This window comes from Oleiphilus messinensis (genome assembly GCF_002162375.1).
Classification (GTDB): Bacteria; Pseudomonadota; Gammaproteobacteria; order Pseudomonadales; family Oleiphilaceae; genus Oleiphilus; species Oleiphilus messinensis.
The window spans coordinates 3,029,140-3,047,081 of the sequence record NZ_CP021425.1; the positions used below are offsets into that span (position 1 = coordinate 3,029,140).

The window sequence follows — 17,942 nt, forward strand, 5'->3', positions numbered from 1 at the left end:
CCATGCTTGTTGTTATTGTTCGGGCCAGTGTTGAGTCCGATATTGATTTTTATGAATAGTTAAGTTATGACGGAGATTGTTTAAACGGTGATTGTTTACGCGGTTGGCGTTTGTCTCCGCCGATTGCGCCGGTCGCTTAATCTGTTTGGCCTTGAACGTTTATTGGTCTCGACTGAATTTACAGGCGTCACGGATTCCGATGTATTTTCCTGTTTGAGTAACGAGGCCATTTGTCCAAGGGTCGGGTTGGCAAAGAGGTCTACCATGGCAATGTCTTTACCCGTGGCTCTGGTAATCCCCAGTTGGACTTTAGAGAGCAACAGAGAGTGTCCGCCAAGATCAAAAAAGTTGTCTTGTCGGCCAATACTTTGAAGACCAAGCGCACTACACCAGATTTTTGCAATTTGTGACTCTAATGGCGTGAGTGATTGCACTGCATCAGCCGTCTGATCAACTGACCAGCTTTCGAGTAACCGGTTATCAAGCTTGCCGCTACTGGTCAGCGGGATATGATCAACAACTTGTATCAGATTCGGTTGCATGTAGTCCGTGAGCACAGCTGTCGCGAGAGATTTTAGTTCCGCAATGATCTGACTTTTAACAAAGTCTGGAGCGGGTAGGCTGGTATTCTTCAGCACCACAAAGGCGATGATTTGCTGCAGACTTTTCCGGACAATTACGGCGCAATCCATCACGTTGTCATGGTGTTTCAAACAACTCTCGATTTCGCCGAGCTCAATTCTGTAGCCTCTGACTTTAACCTGGCTATCCTCTCTGCCGATCAGTTGAATATCACCATTGGCTAATCGGTAACCGATGTCGCCGGTACGATACACTTTTGAATCACTCAGGTTGGGCAGGTTAAGGAAGTTACGTTCAGATAACTCAGCGCGGTTAAGGTAACCTGCCGATACGCCGGGACCAGCAATGAGAATCTCGCCTTGAATTCCGGGCCCGACAGGCTGATACCAAGGGTCAACAATAAACAGTTCTGTCTGGCCGAGCGGCTGGCCAATGGGGAGTGCGCGGGTACGATCAAGTTTTTCCAGATCCGCCGAGCCAGGGGCCGCGAGTGCGGCGTCGACGCAGCACTCGGTTGGCCCGTAAACATTGAATATTTGCAACTGCGGATTATTGGACTGCACGTATTGTGCAAGTTCAACCGGAAACTGTTCACCACCGACGATTAGCGCTGCGACTGAACTCAAGTTCGGTTTAACGGCGATAAGCTGTTGCAACAGACTGGGTGTGCAATCCGTAACGGTGATCTCGTGTTGTGCCAGGAACTCAGCGAGTTGATGCATATCCTGTCTCGCCATTTCGGGTACAACAAACAGGTGGTGACCGTAGACCAATGAAGAGAATATCTGTTGTACTGATGCGTCAAAAACCGTGTTTGCGATAAGCGCAACCCGCTGTGGGCCGTTCAAGGTTGAATAGATTTCCTTTGCCAATGCATCGACGAGGTGAATAACCTGGCTGTGTTGCACAGGCACACCTTTGGGTTTGCCCGTAGTTCCTGAGGTGTAGATCACATAGGCTATCGCATCCGGTGCGATCTTTTCATAGTCAACAGTGCTGACGTACCCGTCCAGAGAATGATCGAGTGGGTTTGACTGGTGGTTAAGATCTAAAGAAAAAAATTCGTCCAGGTGTTCGTTTATACGCGCGTAGCTGTCGAGCTGTTTGTCCAGGATAAGGAGGCGAGCTCCCGAGTCATTCAACTGATACTTCAGGCGCTGAACAGGTTGTAGAGCATCCAGTGGCAGATAGCTGTTGCCGCTGAAGAGAATACCCAGCATGCCACAAATCATATCCGTAGTGCGTCGTGCGCATATGCCAATACGATGCCCCCGGTTTTGAAGATGACTCTGGTTTTGCAGGGGAGCATTTTCAAGGGCAGTCTGTATCTCTGAAGCAATAATGTGAGCCTTTCTCACGAGTTCTGAGTAGGTTAGAGAAGTTTGGCCATCTGATACTGCAGGTCTATTGGGGTGACGTTCTGCCTGTTTGATAATTCGGGAAACCAGGCTGACCGGTTCCTGATTCACCGCTACTTTGTTCTTCGGGTTGAAAGAATCAAGCTCGCTTTTTGGGGCGTGTAGAGCCACCTCGGAGAGAGGTTTATCAGGTTGACAGGCGAACTGATTCAGGATTTCGACGTAAGCAAAAGCCAATTGGCTAATCTGAAATGCCGAGAAAAGGTGATTGTCGTATTTAAGAAACAGATTCAGGTTTGTCTCTGAATCTGCGATTTCCATGGCGAGTGGAAACTGTCCCATTTGTTGGGGTAAAAGGTAAGGGCTCAGTTTGACATCACCCCAAAGCAATTCCGGTGCATGCTCTTCCGATTCCATGAACAGTTTTATGAGTTCTGCATCCCCGGGAGGTTTTTGCATGATAAAACTGGTCTGAATAAATGTATTTTGGGTGTCTGTTCGTAATGCGCCGCTTTGTTCAATAATCAGTGTGAGGGGGTACTCTCCGTGATCCAGATTATCCAATGTAACGGCGTGTTGCGCTTGAACATATTCCCGCACTGTAGCTTCAGCCCTGAACCGACTTTCGACGGGTACGAGATTGACGAAATTACCCACGGTACCAAGGAATCGAGAGTCAAATCGACCGTGAATTGGGGTGCCTACGAGCACCTGTTCCTGTCGACAGACTTTATGCAGCAGGACATGGTAAGCCGACAGCATGAGCGAAAACAGCGTGACCCCACAGCGTTGTGCCTGTGCTCTTAATTGTTTATTCAATAAGTCGGGTAAACTGGTATGAAAGGCTTTACCATCGGGTGAGGGGGCGCCCCGGTTCGAGCGCATTACCGGTAAATTAAGGGGCTCGAGCTTCCCATACCCTTTGTTTGCCCAGTATTCAGCCAGATCAGTACCTTTTTGGCTGGCAATATATTGGCGCTGTTGCTCGACAAAAAGCGGATAAGCTGTTAACTCCTCTTCTGGCTTCGCTTCTTTGTCCACCGATCCGCCGAGATGACGTTTGAGTTCTTCAATCAGGTACCAAAGTGACCATCCGTCGCACACGATATGATGTGCAACCAGAAGCAGAATACCTTGTTCGGATTTACTTTTTTCGTAGATCCAGTGGGCGCGTATTAATGGTGGCTTTTCAAGGTCGAATGGTGCTTGATAACACTCGACGACCGTATTTCTGAGCATTTCCTGACTGCTATGCGGGTCTTCGGACTGATCGTTCACTTCGCTTAGCGTAAACGGTATTGGCATGTCCGAGTGCTGAGGACGCTGCAATGGTTCTTCCGAATCTGAATCAACGAAGAAGCCGTTTTTCAGGACTGGGTGTTGGTTAATAATCAAAGACAGTGTTGATTCAAGTTTACGGGCTAACCCGTGTGCCTGACTATCAAAAGAAAACCGGGCTGCAAAGGACACATGGTAGGCGGAGCTTGCCGGCTGTAACTGATGGATAAACCACTGCGCTTGTTGATTGTAGGCTAGCGCGTATGGAGCATCCAAAGAAGCGGTGATCGTAGCCTCAAGTGCAGGGGAAGGGTGGCTCTCTATCTTAAGTAGATTTTCAATATCCAGTGCTAATTCTCTGATAGTTATGCCTTTTAAAAGCGAAACCATCGGAATGGATACATTATAAATATTTTGAATTTTGGCTCTGAGTTCTACTGCTAGCAACGAGTCGAGGCCCAAGTCGATTAATGAGACTGTTTCATTGATTGATTTTGAGTCTACATTAAGTAGTGGTTCTAATATATTGAATATTCGGTCTTTTATATTTTCTTCGGAACCATTTTTATCGAAGGTCTGGCTGCGTAACCTTTCGCCAAAATTGGTCGAACTCTCGGTTGCAATGACAACCTGCTCAAATGATGGCGCAGATTGAAGCTGAGCTTGGAAAAGGCTTGCTGATTCACCGACGACGGTCATTACCCGGCGGCTACTGTCTCCCTGGCTGCGTTGCCAAAGTAAGTGCGTGAGTCGAGCTGCACTTAGTGAATTGAGTCCGGTGTTGTTGATATGGGCAAGCATACCCCGATCTGAGAACGCGCCCCATTGCACGGAAAGTGTGTTCTCCCGGGACTCGGCAAAACCGGATAGCCAGGCATTAGCCGCAGCGTACGCGGAGAGATGGGGTGAGGGTAAAAGCGCAGAAACAGAAGAAAACAAAAGCAGAAAATCAAAAGAATCTTCTGCTTTAAAATCAGCAAGCGCGCGAACCCCGTCTATTTTGGCAGCTAACTGTTCGTATAAGAATTGTTCTGATATCGCTTCTACATCACAAGGCGTTGCCACCCCTGCGGCATGGATGACACCCCTTATCGCAGGATGAGTCTTGTGCCACAATTCAAGCCATTGGCTGAATGCTGTGTAATTACCCACATCCACTGATTGAACCGTGATACTTACCCCGTTTTCTTCAAGGGTGAGGATGGTGTTGATTGCTTCTCGCTCTTTTTTCAGTTCAGGTGCTGCGGATTCAAGTAAGGCGGGCCAATCTCTGCGATCCGGTAATGGTGTCCGGCCCAGCAAAACGATGCGCTTGGCACCTTGTTTGGCCAGCCAGTCAGCCCAGACTAATCCCAACCCGCCAAGACCCCCTGTGATCAAATACACTCCCGAGCCTTTGACGGGCAGGTTACCCTGAGTATTGTCTTTAAGATCAGGGATAATTTGCTCAATTGCAGGTGTCTTGAAAATGCCCGAATTGAACAAATATTGATTGAGTGCGGTTACCGATGGGCTCTCGCTTTCTCGGTATGCTATCAAATCAAAAATACTGGAGAGTGATGAGGCATCAAAATACTCTTTTACTAGCACAATTCCGCCCCAGATGTCTGGATGCTCTGCGCTAAAAGCACGGGTAAACGCGAGAAGCGCCCGGTCCATTGTGGTTGCATCGGATTTGATAATCAGCCAGATTTTTCGCGTATTGGTTCCGGATTTATATTGATTGATACGAGTAAGCAATAGGCTCAAAGCGTTTAACGTGGGTGCCAGACCCGTTGCCGATTCCTCAACCGCTGAGAAATCCAATGGCACAAGGAGCTGACTAAAACCTATTTCTTGATCCGCTGTGTCTGGGTTGATACAGCGGACTTGATCTGGTGCTGTTTCGGTATTGAGTGCACCAAGTGCCAATGGAGTTAACGGTAGGTCGTCGGGAATTGGGAAGATTGCGATCTTGAGAGGCTCATTGAGCGGATCGGTTTGGTCAATGTTGTTCGGAGGGTGAAAATCTTGCCAGGTCTCAATAAATGTAGAAAGACTCGATTCGTTGTCCGGCTTCGAGTGACCATTCAAGTGTTCCAGAGGCGCGTTCGCAGCCTGTTCAACACCGATAAATTGAATGGTGAGTCCCTCAAGTTGCGCTATTAGCCCATCCTGATCATCGTAAACCTCAAGGGTTCCTTTCAGTATCGTACCTGACACTGTTTGGTCTGTGCCGTCTATCGGACGCTCAAGTCTACTATGAACCCAGAAATGGCCACCCGAGGGTCGTTTCCACAACGTTAATTTTTCAAGGGAATGACCCACAAATGCCCCGGCTCCAGTTGGAGCAAGCGGTGCCAGGCATTGAGCACAAGCATCCAGAAGCCCCGGATGAAACAGGAAGGCATCAGGGGCTTTTTCTTTAGGCGAAAACTTGATTTTTCCCCAGCAGTCTTGTTTGTTAACCCAGAGTTGTTCGATACTCTGGAAATCACCGGTCCATTGATTACCCCGGTATGCCCACTGCTCATAGAACTGTTTTCCGGTGATGGTTTGTGGGTATCGGTTCAGGTCTAGTGAGCTTGGAATCCCTGAATGTTTTTTGATGACCGTTGGAGCGGAATGCCGTTGAATCGACATTTGGGCGTGCTCCAGCCAACGGTTATCGTTAATTGGGTCTCCGGGATTGGGTGTTTGCCGGTGACTGAATATACTCAAAGTATAATCTTGATCACCTGATGCATTGGGTGGCGCACTCGATTGGACATGAGTTTGCAACGTTACCGACTCAGAATCGAGAAGAATAGGGCGTTTAAACTGTGCATTTAAACAGATCAAGATGTCATTGCTGGTCTCGAAGTTGTCATACTTTAATTTCGTTGCCGCAATCAGCGCCATCTCAATAAATGCGGCACCGGGGAAAATGCATTGCCCATGAATTTTGTGGCCTTGCAGGTATCGATGGTGTTCCGGGTTGAGTGCGTTGCTGTAGACCATAAAAGCGGAATGCTGACCTGAACCAGCAATGGTCTGCATAGCTCCCAATAATATTGACTGCCCGACTTGGGCTTGAGAGCGGACCGGATTTGATGTCTGCAACGCTCCCGGTTGAGAATCTGGCCAATAGCGTTTGCGTTGCCAGGGGTATGTGGGTAGGGAGTAGCGATGATCAAGCGGGTTGCCTGGAAAACACTGCCAATTAACCTGGAATCCTTGTTCCCACAATTGGGCGACGTTCGTTAGAAACGAGGTCAATTCCGCTCGAGGTATTCTTGAATGTTGGTTGTCTGCATCGGTCACAGCTGGTGCTTTTATGCCCGAAAATAAAATGACCCGCTGGCATTCTCCTTTATTTGACGTTGTATCTGAATTTAACTGTGTATCTAAATTTAACCTTGTATCTGACCAATTTTTCGCGCATTTTTTTGCCAGCTGAGTCAGAGTATTCCCGGGGCCGATTTCCATGAAGACTGGAGTTGTATTTGTATTACGGCTGTCTATTTTTCCGGGTTCAAGGCTGTTTTCTTTTTTAGGTTCAAGACTGTCTTCTTTTTTAGGTTCAAGGCTGCTCAATACAAACTCAATTGATTTTCGGAATTCAACCGTACCGAGGGTGTGTTGCTTCCAATATTCGATACTGATCAATTTCTCAGTATCGTTGAAGGCGTTGGCAGTTACATTGGAAACTAAAGTCGGGTATTTTATTGTTGACGATTGATCTCTGGGGGCGTCACCAGTCTTAAGTTCGGACAGTTTGAGCGCAAAGGGTTCAACGACTGGCTGCATTGCCGGATTATGGAAGGCATGGGATACCGCAAGAGCGCGATTAGGAATACCTGCATCATTGAGTATACGGTGTAATTTATCCATCACCGTTTGTGAACCGCTGTAGACCAGAGCATTAGGGGCATTGTCAGCGGCGAGTGAAATTGTCTTTAATTCTTCTGAATCAGGGTGTTGATCAATGAGCTGTGCGATCTGATTTCGGTCGGATAAAACCGCCAGCATTTCGCCGGCAGGCTGGGCCTGCATCAGGCGTCCTCTTTCAAGCACCAATTGCATGCCTTGTTCAAGTGTGAAGAAACCGGCGATACAGGCGGCACTGAATTCTCCAAGACTATGCCCTAAAACGAGTTGTGGCTGAATACCGAGCGATTGCCATAGTTTGGCCAATGCAACTTCACAAGCGTAGAGTGCTGGCTGGGTAAATTTTGTTTGGCTCAGATCCGTCTCGATACTGAAAAGCGTGTCAACGAAGGGTGCCCCGTTGAGAGCGTAAAGATCAGGATGGGCATCGGCAATTTTGGCGCATTGGTCAATGGTGTCTTTAAAGACCGGATAGGCATGGTACAGCGATCGCATCATCCCTGAATATTGTGCACCTTGACCACTGAACAACCAAACGACAGGGCGCTGATTCATCTGGGGGGCAATCATCGAAACCTGAGCCTGATTCTCCTCCCGTACTTGCCGTTGATCGCGTAGTGCTTGTAGTTGACTCAAAGCGTTCTGAAAACTGTGACTGACGATTGTGCAGCGGCAGGAAAATCCGGCACGTGAAGTATTGTTCGTGAAACAGTAGTCAGCCCATCTTTGATTGGTGAGCGCTAAAGATGGGGTTCGGTTAATTAGCTGAGCAATGATGCTTGCATGACCGCTTATCAGGTCTGACAGGGCGCTTTCAGATTTTGCACTGATCGCCAGAATCGTTGACCTTTCCTGTTGCGATACTTGATTCGGTGTTGGTGTTGTTACTGTGGTCTTGGCATATTCTGAGTATTTGCTGTTAATCCGGGGATTTTGCAGGATGACGTGGGCATTGGTTCCGCTGAATCCGAAGGAGCTTACCCCGGCATATCGAGGCGAATGCCATTTTTTTGATTGATCCGCGATGGTGAATCGTGAATCGTGCAGATTTATCCCGGGGTTTAACTGTCTAAAATGTAGATTGGCCGGTATGTATTCATGTTGCATGCACAACACAGTTTTAATCAACCCCGCAATACCCGCAGCGGCCTCAAGATGACCTATTGCACTTTTGACCGAACCGAATACGCACCCCTGATGCTCGGATCGACCAGCTTTCAATGTGTTCACGAGTGAGTTGATTTCAACGGGGTCCCCCAAAGGTGTACCGGTTCCATGGGTTTCGACATACTGAATTTCAGCGGGTGAAATACCGGCCAGGGCTGTCGCCTGTTTGATCAACGCCTGTTGAGCAAGACCGTTCGGGGCAGTCAATCCACTGCTGTGTCCATCCTGATTCACGGATGAGCCTTTGATGATTGCATGGATTGTGTTTCCATCTGCCAATGCTGCTGTTAGTGGTTTGAGCAAGACCAGACCACAACCCTCACTCCTGACATAGCCATCAGCATTGGCGTCGAAGCTGTGGCATCGCCCTCTGGGTGATAACATGTTCCCCCAGGAAAGACTGATTGAACCGGCAGGGGAAAGCAGAAGATTGACCCCGCCAGCCAGGGCAAGCGTCGATTCACCTCGCCGTAGTGATTCACAGGCCTGATGAACCGCTACAAGTGACGAGGAGCAAGCTGTATCAATAGTAAGTGCCGGCCCTCGTAAATCCCATAGATAGGAAAGCCTCCCTGCAGCCACGCTGGGTGAGCTACCTGTGCTCGTGTGGGTTTTTAATTTCGATTCATCCTGAAACGCCAATCTTTGGAATTCAGTGTTACTCAGTCCGATAAACACACCCGTTGAAGTCCCGGCAAGATTTGAGGGAACGATTTTCGCGTTTTCGAATGTTTCCCACGCCACTTCCATCAACAGGCGTTGGTGTGGGTCGACTGTTTCTGCTTCGAGCACAGATATGCCAAAAAACCGGGCATCGAATTTTTCAATATCCTTGAGGAAGCCTCCCCAACGAGAGTTGGTTTTGCCTGGGGTTTGGGGTTCTTCGGCATAATAAGCGTTGATATCCCAGCGTTCCTGTGGAACTTCTGAAACACAATCAACGCCGTTTATCAGGTTCTCCCAAAGCACATCCGGCGAGTCTGATTCTGGAAATCGGCAGCCAATCCCGATGATCGCGATATCATTTTCAGTAGCGGGCGGGATATGGGCTTTTTGTTGGATGAACTCATCATTGGGTGGGTAATGCTGACTTGTGCGGTCTGGCTTTCCCGGATCCAGAAGGTTTTGGATATGGTTAATAAAGGCATCAATCGAAGGCGCGTCGTAGGGCAGGGTCTGTGGTAAGGTAATGGAAAGGAGTGTTTCGAGTTTGGCAATTATTAAAACAATACGTTTTGAACTGAGTCCAAAATCGGCAAAGGTTGCGTTTTTGTCTATCTGATTCAGTATTTGGCCAGTTTCTGCTGAAATAAGCTGACGCACCTGTTCATAGAGCGTGGCTTTGAGCGCATCCGTTTCCGGGAGTCTTTGCCCCTGATCTGGTTCGCCCGGTGAAGTCATTTCCGGGGAACACCACAGGTAAACCGGTGCAATCTGTTGTGCCTCAAACGCCGTTTTATTGGCCTGTCTCTGGATTTTACCACTTGTGGTTTTACGTATGCTGTAAGGCGGCAACAGGACAATTGCATTTACGGCGACTTCATGTTGTTCGAATATTTCTGTGCGAATTTTACCAAGCAGTTGCGTAATTTTGCCTTTGTCGACAGTTTCAAGGTCAACGGTTTTATGGATCTCCTGCATCACTACTAATTTTTCTTCACCGTTACGGTTAACAGAAAAGGCAGCGGCGTTGTCGTTACTAAACAGATCTGAACTGCTGGTGACGGTTGTTTCTATATCTTGAGGATATAAGTTGACACCATCTATGATAATCAGATCTTTCAATCGACCCGTGAGGTATAATTCGCCATCCAGAATGAAACCTAGATCTCCTGTGCGCAGAAAAGGCTTTTCTGAATTCGTGCGATTAACCGTATCATTCGCATTGAGCGCATCAGACGTTTCACTTGATAGATACGCGTTGAATGTATCGCGAGTCGCTTGTTCGTTTCGCCAATAGCCTGATGCGACGGATGGGCCTTGTACCCACACTTCACCTACGGTGAGTGATGCGCAGGGTTTGCATGTCGCAGGGTCGACAATTACGCTTTTTGTATCTGAATCAACCCGCCCACAGCCGATGATCGGCGTAGCGCGTTCGTCCGGAGTGGCGAACAATTCGATTCGACCCTGTGCCAGCGCAGATTTGCTAACGTACAGGATGTGTGGCTCATCAGCTCCCCGAGTGATAGACACTTTGACCGTCGCTTCAGCTAAACCATAGCTGGGGGAAAATGTAGTGCTTTGGAACCCCGCTGAAGCAAACTTGTTGCTGAAGGCACGGAGCGTGTCTACTCGGACAGGCTCTGCAGCATTACATGCCATTCGCCACTGTTTGAGATCGAGGTGCTGTATGTTGTCATCACTGACGGCATCAACACAGAGTTGGTAAGCAAAATTGGGGGCTGCACTGTGGGTCGCTTCGTATTTGCTGATGGTTTCCAGCCAGTACACCGGGTTTCTCACAAAGGTTGCTGGTGCCATCAAATAACAAGGTGTTCCGCCGTAGAGAGGCACGAGTATGCCATAGATCAAACCGAGATCATGAAAATGAGGCAGCCAACTCACCATAATTGATTGATCATCATGTTCAAAACAGCGGTATAACTCATCCAGATTTAGAATCAGATTGTTATGACTGACCATCACCCCTTTCGGTTTGGAGGTTGAACCTGATGTGTACTGCAAAAATGCCAGATCAGATGATTTAGTTGAGGGTTTGTAGTCTGAGTGCGCTCGTTCGGAAACCGAGACCGGTAACCAGCATGTTTTCAGGCCAGCTTCTGTGAAAGACAAATCATCCGCGTGATGGTCAACAATCTCAGGATTTGCAAGAATAAGGTGACTTTGCGCATCATCTACCACGACAGCCAGTCTCTCGGCGGTATGGCTTCGTTTCGAGTGATGGTTCTTTTTGGGGGGATGCATGGGTACCGCAACCATCCCCGCATATAGACACCCCATGTAGGCGATAATGAACTCAAGGCCCGGTTGAAACAACAACAGTACTCGATCTCCCGCGCGGCCTTGATCAAGCAGCTCTTCTGCGAGGGCCGCCGCGTTTTGCTGTAGTTGAAAATAGGAGAGTGAAGTGCCGTCAGGCAAGAACTGAAAGGCCAGCTTCTCAGGTGTTTCCCGTGCTCTTGTTTCCAGGCAGTCAACAATAGTTGTGTAAAACGGCAGCATTCCGGCTTGCTTATCCATGGGAGTATCGTCTTTTTATTGTTTTATTGATTCAGGGTTATCGATTGGTTTCGTAGTCGGGGCTTTTTATACGATCTTTTTCTGTTTGCACCAAAACAGCCACGATGCCCACTAACGGTGATAAAAGGAGTGCGATAAAAAAGTTTCCGAACAAACCAAAGCGCTTGTAGCGTCCGGCATACGCGACTAAAAGACAAAAGAGTAGATATACGATTAGATATAGCATTGTGTCCTTTCCTCTTAATATTGAGGCCATTGCGGCACTCATTCCGAAAGAAGCTAAAAGCCTCCGACTAAAAGGTTAGTCACTGTTTCAGGCTTTATCAAAGAAATGAATGAGAAATAAGAGTATCAATTGAGGTTACATTAAACCGGTTTTTAAGAAGAAAATAGGTTAAAAAAACACCTTGATACTGGTCAAAGTTTCAACTAGTCTCTTCTTGAGTGCACCAAGGGCTACCGTTATTTTAAAAAACACAAAGAGATATGGGTATGACTGCGACAGCGAAAGAAGAAAATACTGAAGTACAGGATGTAGATTTAGAGCACCGTCTTGAAATGGCTCGCTCTACCTCGAAAAACTACGTTTTAGGGGCGATGGGCGTAGGCATGATTCCGATTCCGATTGTAGATTTGGCTGGCCTGACTGTGCTGCAGCTTAAAATGTTGCACAGTCTATCTAAAATGTATGGTGTGAAGTTTTCTAAAGATATTGGCAAATCACTTATCGCATCGCTGATTGGTGGTGCCGCACCTGCGCCACTCGGGATCAGTCTTGCCAGTTTGACTAAATCCATTCCCATTGTGGGCACGATTGTAGGCTCTGCTGGTGTCGCCGTAGTTGCAGGTGCATCAACTTATGCCTTGTCCCGTGTTTTCATTCAGCATTTCGAGTCAGGTGGTAACTTTTTAAACTTCGACCCGGAAGCTGTGCGTGCTTTTTACGAAGATGAATTCGAAAAAGGTAAAGCATACGCTGAGAACCTGAAGAAAGATGCTGGCGCCAAAGGTGGTGCAAAGGTTGCTTAAAATCTGTTGATTGTTGCAGATTTGTGAGGTGCCCATCTATTTTCAAGATGGGCACCCTGCTGATTAAGTGTGTTGGTTCCAATTAAAGTAGGGTGTTTGTTAGATAGTCTTCTAGATAAATCATTTCAAGTCAGATATTTACGTCCACTCCACTATATACTGTTCCCGCCAAGTTAAATGTATTGCTCAACTGATTATTTTATTTACCTGCACCACACTCATTCGCATACGCTGCGCAATAAGGTCTTCCTCTAATAGCACAGGATAATTTTATGTTATTGAAACCGAAATCTGTTCAAGCAACATTGCATAGCTTTGTCGCGAGTAGTCTGATTCTCAGTGCTGCAGCCGTTGGAGCTCAAGAGACTGAATCGCAGTCAAAGACCAAGGTCCTTCAGTTTGATAATGGAGATCAATTGACAGGGGTACAGCTGAGCGATGATGCACAAGGCAATATTCGTTTCCAGACGAAAGAGCTTGGCATTGTCGTAGTCAGTAAAGATAAGGCTAAAGTAATGGAGAAGCCGGTTGCCGCAAAACCACATGTATCCAAGTTGCGGGAATGGTTGGCCATACCTTCGGAGCTAACCGGGAGTTTTTCCATCGGGATAACCAACAGCTCCGGTCAATCTGACTACAGTAGCCAAACCTATATTGCTGAAGCAACCTGGACTGATCAAGACTTTGTAGTGTCCACGTTCAATCAGATAAAGGACGATGAAGCGAGTGGTCAGACACTCGCGGATCGTAAAAGTAGTGACAACTATTTTCGCTATCATTTTAATGACCGTTTTTTTGCGCTTGCTGGCCTGCGTTACGCACAAGATGATGTTTTGCTCGTTGACGAGGAGTACGAGATCTTTGCGGCTCCGGGCGTCTATCTCTTCCGAGAATCTGATTGTCAGATGAATGTCGCATTGGGGGCGGAGTATCTGTATCAGGAATTTTCGGCCACAGCTATTGCGGCAGGAAGTGAAGCCGATAGTGAAGGTGCTCGATATGCAGCCTATGAAGGATTCGAATGTTCTGTTCTTCAGGCCGCAAAGTTTACGCAAAACGTCGTTTATACCATGGATGTCGATAATAGTGATGATTACCGATATCGAGCCTCCTTGGGTTTGCTTGTCCCTCTGTTGTATGACTTTTCTCTGAGTTTTACCTACAACATTAGTTATGATAACGAGCCCAGTTTCGGAGTTGATAATAAGCAGGCAGACATGATTGTGTCTGTTGGTTATAAGTTCTGAATATTTTCCGAACCCACGCCATTGGTGTGATGGTGGCGTGGAGTGCAGAATGCTGCTTGTCAGATATTTTTACACTGCATGTCCATTCTTAAGTCAGGCACTATAATGTCAGAATAATCAGGCCACACCTGTTTCTTGGTTGATTGATACTGTTTAAAGTATTGAATATAAACAATAAATAATCTCAATCGAAAAGACGGGAAACTTAATTTGAAACTCGGATGCTTAAGTTTCAGGTATATTCAAAGTTTACTATTTCTTTAGTCCGGTCATTTTAGGATAGTGTTTTGTCAAATTCGGACTCTAGCTCAATGAAGATCCGACTGTGACGACGAAATCTGCAAATTAATTAGTCATATGTGTCATATTTGTTTACACCTTTTTTGTACATACCCTCATATGAACTAATCCGACCCGCTAACAAGCTTAATTTAATTAGAAAAAATTTGCTTCTGGTATGCATGTTGCTTATTCTCCGTTATTGAATACGAGGCGACTTTTGGAGTTATTAGGATGTTAAAAAAAATAATCATTGCTGCGACAGGTTTTATGGCCTTGCCAGCTATGGCTGCAATGGAAACATGGAATTTCAGTCAGAATCACAGCAACGGTACATTGTTTAACGAATACCAATTGGACGCTGGCGGTGTAACCATGAGCGCAACCGCTTGGTCAAGCTCTGACTTCGGCAACACAGTCGAAGATGCAAAGCTAGTATTTTGGGGCGATGGTCTCGGGGTGGTTAATGACCAAGAGAATGTGAATGACGTCCCCGATCACTCGACCGATAATACCGGTAATGATGGCTTTGACATGATCCTGCTGGAATTTGAAACAGCTGTAAATCTATCTCACTTGGATCTCAGTTGGGCAACAGATGACGGTGGCACAAACAATGATGGTGCTGCAGACATGTCGGTTGGTGCGTTTACCGGTGCTGGAACCATGGATTTCGCTTCTGTGTCAGCTTCTAAAACCTGGCAGGAGATTGTTAATTTAGGTTGGGACACATCCAGCTACAACAACATCAACACTTCTGGCTACCAGGCGATCAATATTGCTTCCTACTCTAAGTATTGGCTGATTGGAGCGTATAATACGGCATTCGGTGCACTTAATCATACTTCTTTCAATGATGGTGTGAAATTGGAAGGCGTAAAAGGAACCTTCGATGATGAAATCCCACCTCCTACCGGTCAGGTACCTGAGCCAGGAAGTTTGGCTTTGTTTGCTGGCGGCCTGTTAGCACTGGTATTACGACGCCGTAGCCAGAATGCAAAAAGCTAATTAAATTCTCGGCTATACTAAAAAGCGAACTCAGGTTCGCTTTTTTTGTGCCTGAAAAACCTGAATTATTCCATCAGGATTCTAAAATATCTATGAAATACTGTTTAATTTTTACGCTTATCATTCAGTTTGTAATCGCTACAGCTCAGGTGCACGCCGCACCCAATACAAATGAGCATTATGAAAAGGCGATTTCAACGTTTCACGCAGGTAAAACAAGCGAAGCCTATATCCATCTCAAAAACGCTTTACAGCAGGACCCAAAACATATTCCTTCTAAGCTGCTGATTGCACAGGTTATGTTTGGCAATGGTGATGTTGTGGCTGCTGGCGAAGAGTTAGAGCAAGCTCTGGCGTTGGGAGCGGATATCAATCTCGTTCTACCTTTGCTTGGCACATCTCTGATTCTGCAGAAGAAAATTCCGGAGATTCTGCAGTTTGAAAAGCGCCAGCATGAATTCAACAAAAATACCCGATTCGAATGGAAATTGCTGTTGGGGCAAATTCAGCTACTCGAACAAGAGCCGGAACTCGCCCGAAATGAGTTTGAATCGGCGCTGGCCATGTATCCGGAGAATCAACGTGCTTTGAATACACTGGCAACCGTTTACATGCGCTTTAAAGATTATATCCGTGCTCAAGAGTTGATAGACAAGTCTTTGTTGCTTTTCCCGGATGCGGAAAAAACCTGGCATCTCAATGGTGAACTGGCGCTCAAACAAAAGCAGTTGAAGCAGGCTATCAACTATTTTCAAAAAGCTTATGCCATTGATAAGGACGATCCGAATGTGCTGCGCAGTTTGGCGTCCACTTATCTGAAAACAGGCGATCTGGAAAATGCAAAAACCTACATGGACGCCATTCTGGAACAAACTCCCAATGACCCAACGGCGATCTTAATCAACGCAGCAATGTTATTGTCCACTGACAACAAAGAACTTGCGATGGAGTCATTGGCAAAACTAAGTGATACGCTTTCTGTTATCGACCTGCAATTACTGGAAGATGATGCACATATTCTCTTTGTCCAGGCTGCATCCGCATTTATGCAAGGTGCGGATGCGAAAGCACGGCAAATGCTCGAATTGTATCTAAGCAAGCGTGCTCAGGATATTCGTGCAGTCCGTATGCTTGCAGAATTGTATCTGAAGCGGGGAGAACAAAATAAAGCAATTGCCTTGTTAGAGAGTCGTAAGCCTTATATCGCGAGAGATTTATCTTTATCGGCTAGATTGATACAGCTGTATTTCAAAGAAAATAAACTGCTGGATGCTGAAGAGATTATCACGCAAGCCAAGCTGAATTTTCCTGACCATATTTATCTTGCGATACTCGAAGCACGGTTAATGCAGGCAAGAGGGCGTTACAGTGAAGCGCTCGTTTTTCTTGATAAATATGTCGAGGATAGTGGGCGCCAACTGAAAGATGCGCCAATTGAGTTTTTGCTTCTAAAAGGGGAACTTGAAATCGTTCAACGGCGATTCAAGGCCGCGCTTACAACGGCAAAAATTATTGAACAGCGCTCCGAAATGTCCATTGATGCTTATAATTTCATTGCAATTGCATACTGGCGCAACGGTTTAAACAAGGCCGCAATAAAACATTTACAAAACATATTGAAAGAAGACTCAGGCAATCTTGTCGCACAATTTCATTTAGCTTCAATCTACAGCCAAACCGGGCAAATTGAAGCGGCCAGAAAGTTGTTACAAGCTATTTTGAAGACGACCCCAAAGCATATTCCATCTCTGTTTGCGCTAGCGAAATTGGATTTTAATGAAGGAAACCTTCCGGGAGCTGGAAATTGGTTAGAGAAATTACTGGTTGTCGATCCTGGCAACAGGCAGGCAAATGAAATGACTCTGGCGATTGCAAAATCCGGACAAAATTGGTCAGAAGCACTCATCATCGCAGAGCGATTACATAAGTCTAATACGCTTAATCCTGTGTACCTGGTCGAAAAAATCAAGATACTGAGTGCACTGAACCGTTTTGATGATACACCGGCGCCCGCAAATATTCTTTACAGTATCTGGAGTGATTCTGCAAAGGATCTGATATTTCTGACCGACCTGATGATTCAGGCGCGACAATATGATTTTGCGGAAAAAGCAATGGAAAAGGCATTGTATCTAGAGCCGGACTCAACAAGAGTGCTGCTGGCGTATGCTAATCTGGCGTTCGAACAAGGTAAGGTGAGCGATGCCGCCAGCCGGTTAAGTGCTCTGAACAACAAAGCGCAAAATCTTCCTGAGTTTCATGTGTTGAATGGGAAAGTCGCGGAACGCGGGGGTAATAAAGAGCTTGCTCTCAAGCACTATGGCAATGCGCTTGATATTGATGGCCAATACAGTCAGGCCTGGATTGGTCTATATGAATTGGCAAAAACAGATACCGCCACAAACACATTCTTGAGTCGGTTGGAAAAGGAAGTCCAAAAAATCAAATCTCCGGACTGGATGAAACGCATGCTTGCAGATGCCTATGTTAATTCTCAGCAGCTAGACAAAGCAGCTCCTTTTTACGAAAAGTTATTGCAACAAGAACGGTTCGAAAACGATATCGCGATGACGAACAATCTGGCAAACATCTATGCTCGAACGGATATTGACAAAGCTTTAGCTCTCGCCCTAAAGACCCTTGAACAAAGTGATCGGCCATACACGCTTTTAGATACAGTGGGATGGTTGAATGTTCGTAAAGGGAATCTTGAAGAGGGGTTGGCCTACTTACGTGAAGCCTACGCCAAAAACGCGAGTAATGGTGAAGTCCGCTACCATATTGGGGTCGCACTCTCCAAGCTCGGGCGTTCAAACGAAGCCATTTCAGAACTCAAAGCGGCACTAAGCGCCGAGGAAAATGAACGTTACCGTGATGAAGCTGAAAAGCTGTTAGCCGCGTTGAAAAAATAAGCTTCATTACGTCCAGCCCCGCCATGATC

The 17,942-nt window shown here is 46.6% G+C and carries 6 protein-coding genes; 4 read left to right on the top strand and 2 right to left on the bottom strand.

Annotated elements, in window-relative coordinates:
* Positions 1–95 precede the first annotated feature (95 nt).
* Both OLMES_RS13215 and OLMES_RS13220 read right to left on the bottom strand, forming a co-directional pair.
* The gene (locus OLMES_RS13215) at positions 96–11,438 is read right to left on the bottom strand and encodes a hybrid non-ribosomal peptide synthetase/type I polyketide synthase (protein WP_087461695.1); all 11,343 of its coding nucleotides are present in this window, start codon (positions 11,436–11,438) and stop codon (positions 96–98) included.
* A 37-nt stretch (positions 11,439–11,475) separates the two neighbouring features.
* Entirely contained in the window at positions 11,476–11,664 is a 189-nt protein-coding gene (locus OLMES_RS13220; protein WP_087461696.1) for a hypothetical protein, read from the bottom strand.
* Positions 11,665–11,930: 266 nt separating this feature from the next.
* Here OLMES_RS13220 and OLMES_RS13225 point away from each other — a divergent pair, with 266 nt between their 5' ends.
* From OLMES_RS13225 to prsT, 4 genes are all read left to right on the top strand, one after another.
* Positions 11,931–12,467: a YcjF family protein gene (locus OLMES_RS13225; protein WP_087461697.1), complete on the top strand. Its 537-nt coding sequence runs from the start codon at positions 11,931–11,933 to the stop codon at positions 12,465–12,467.
* A gap of 272 nt (positions 12,468–12,739) precedes the next feature.
* A complete protein-coding gene (locus OLMES_RS13230; RefSeq protein WP_087461698.1) occupies positions 12,740–13,714 on the top strand; it encodes a DUF481 domain-containing protein in 975 nt (324 codons plus the stop codon).
* Positions 13,715–14,227: 513 nt separating this feature from the next.
* On the top strand, positions 14,228–15,001 hold the full coding sequence (gene xdp1, locus OLMES_RS13235) for an exosortase-dependent surface protein XDP1 (protein WP_087461699.1): 774 nt from the start codon (positions 14,228–14,230) through the stop codon (positions 14,999–15,001).
* Positions 15,002–15,093: 92 nt separating this feature from the next.
* Positions 15,094–17,913 (top strand): XrtA/PEP-CTERM system TPR-repeat protein PrsT, encoded by a 2,820-nt coding sequence (gene prsT / locus OLMES_RS13240; protein ID WP_087461700.1) that lies wholly within the window; start codon positions 15,094–15,096, stop codon positions 17,911–17,913.
* Positions 17,914–17,942 lie beyond the last annotated feature (29 nt).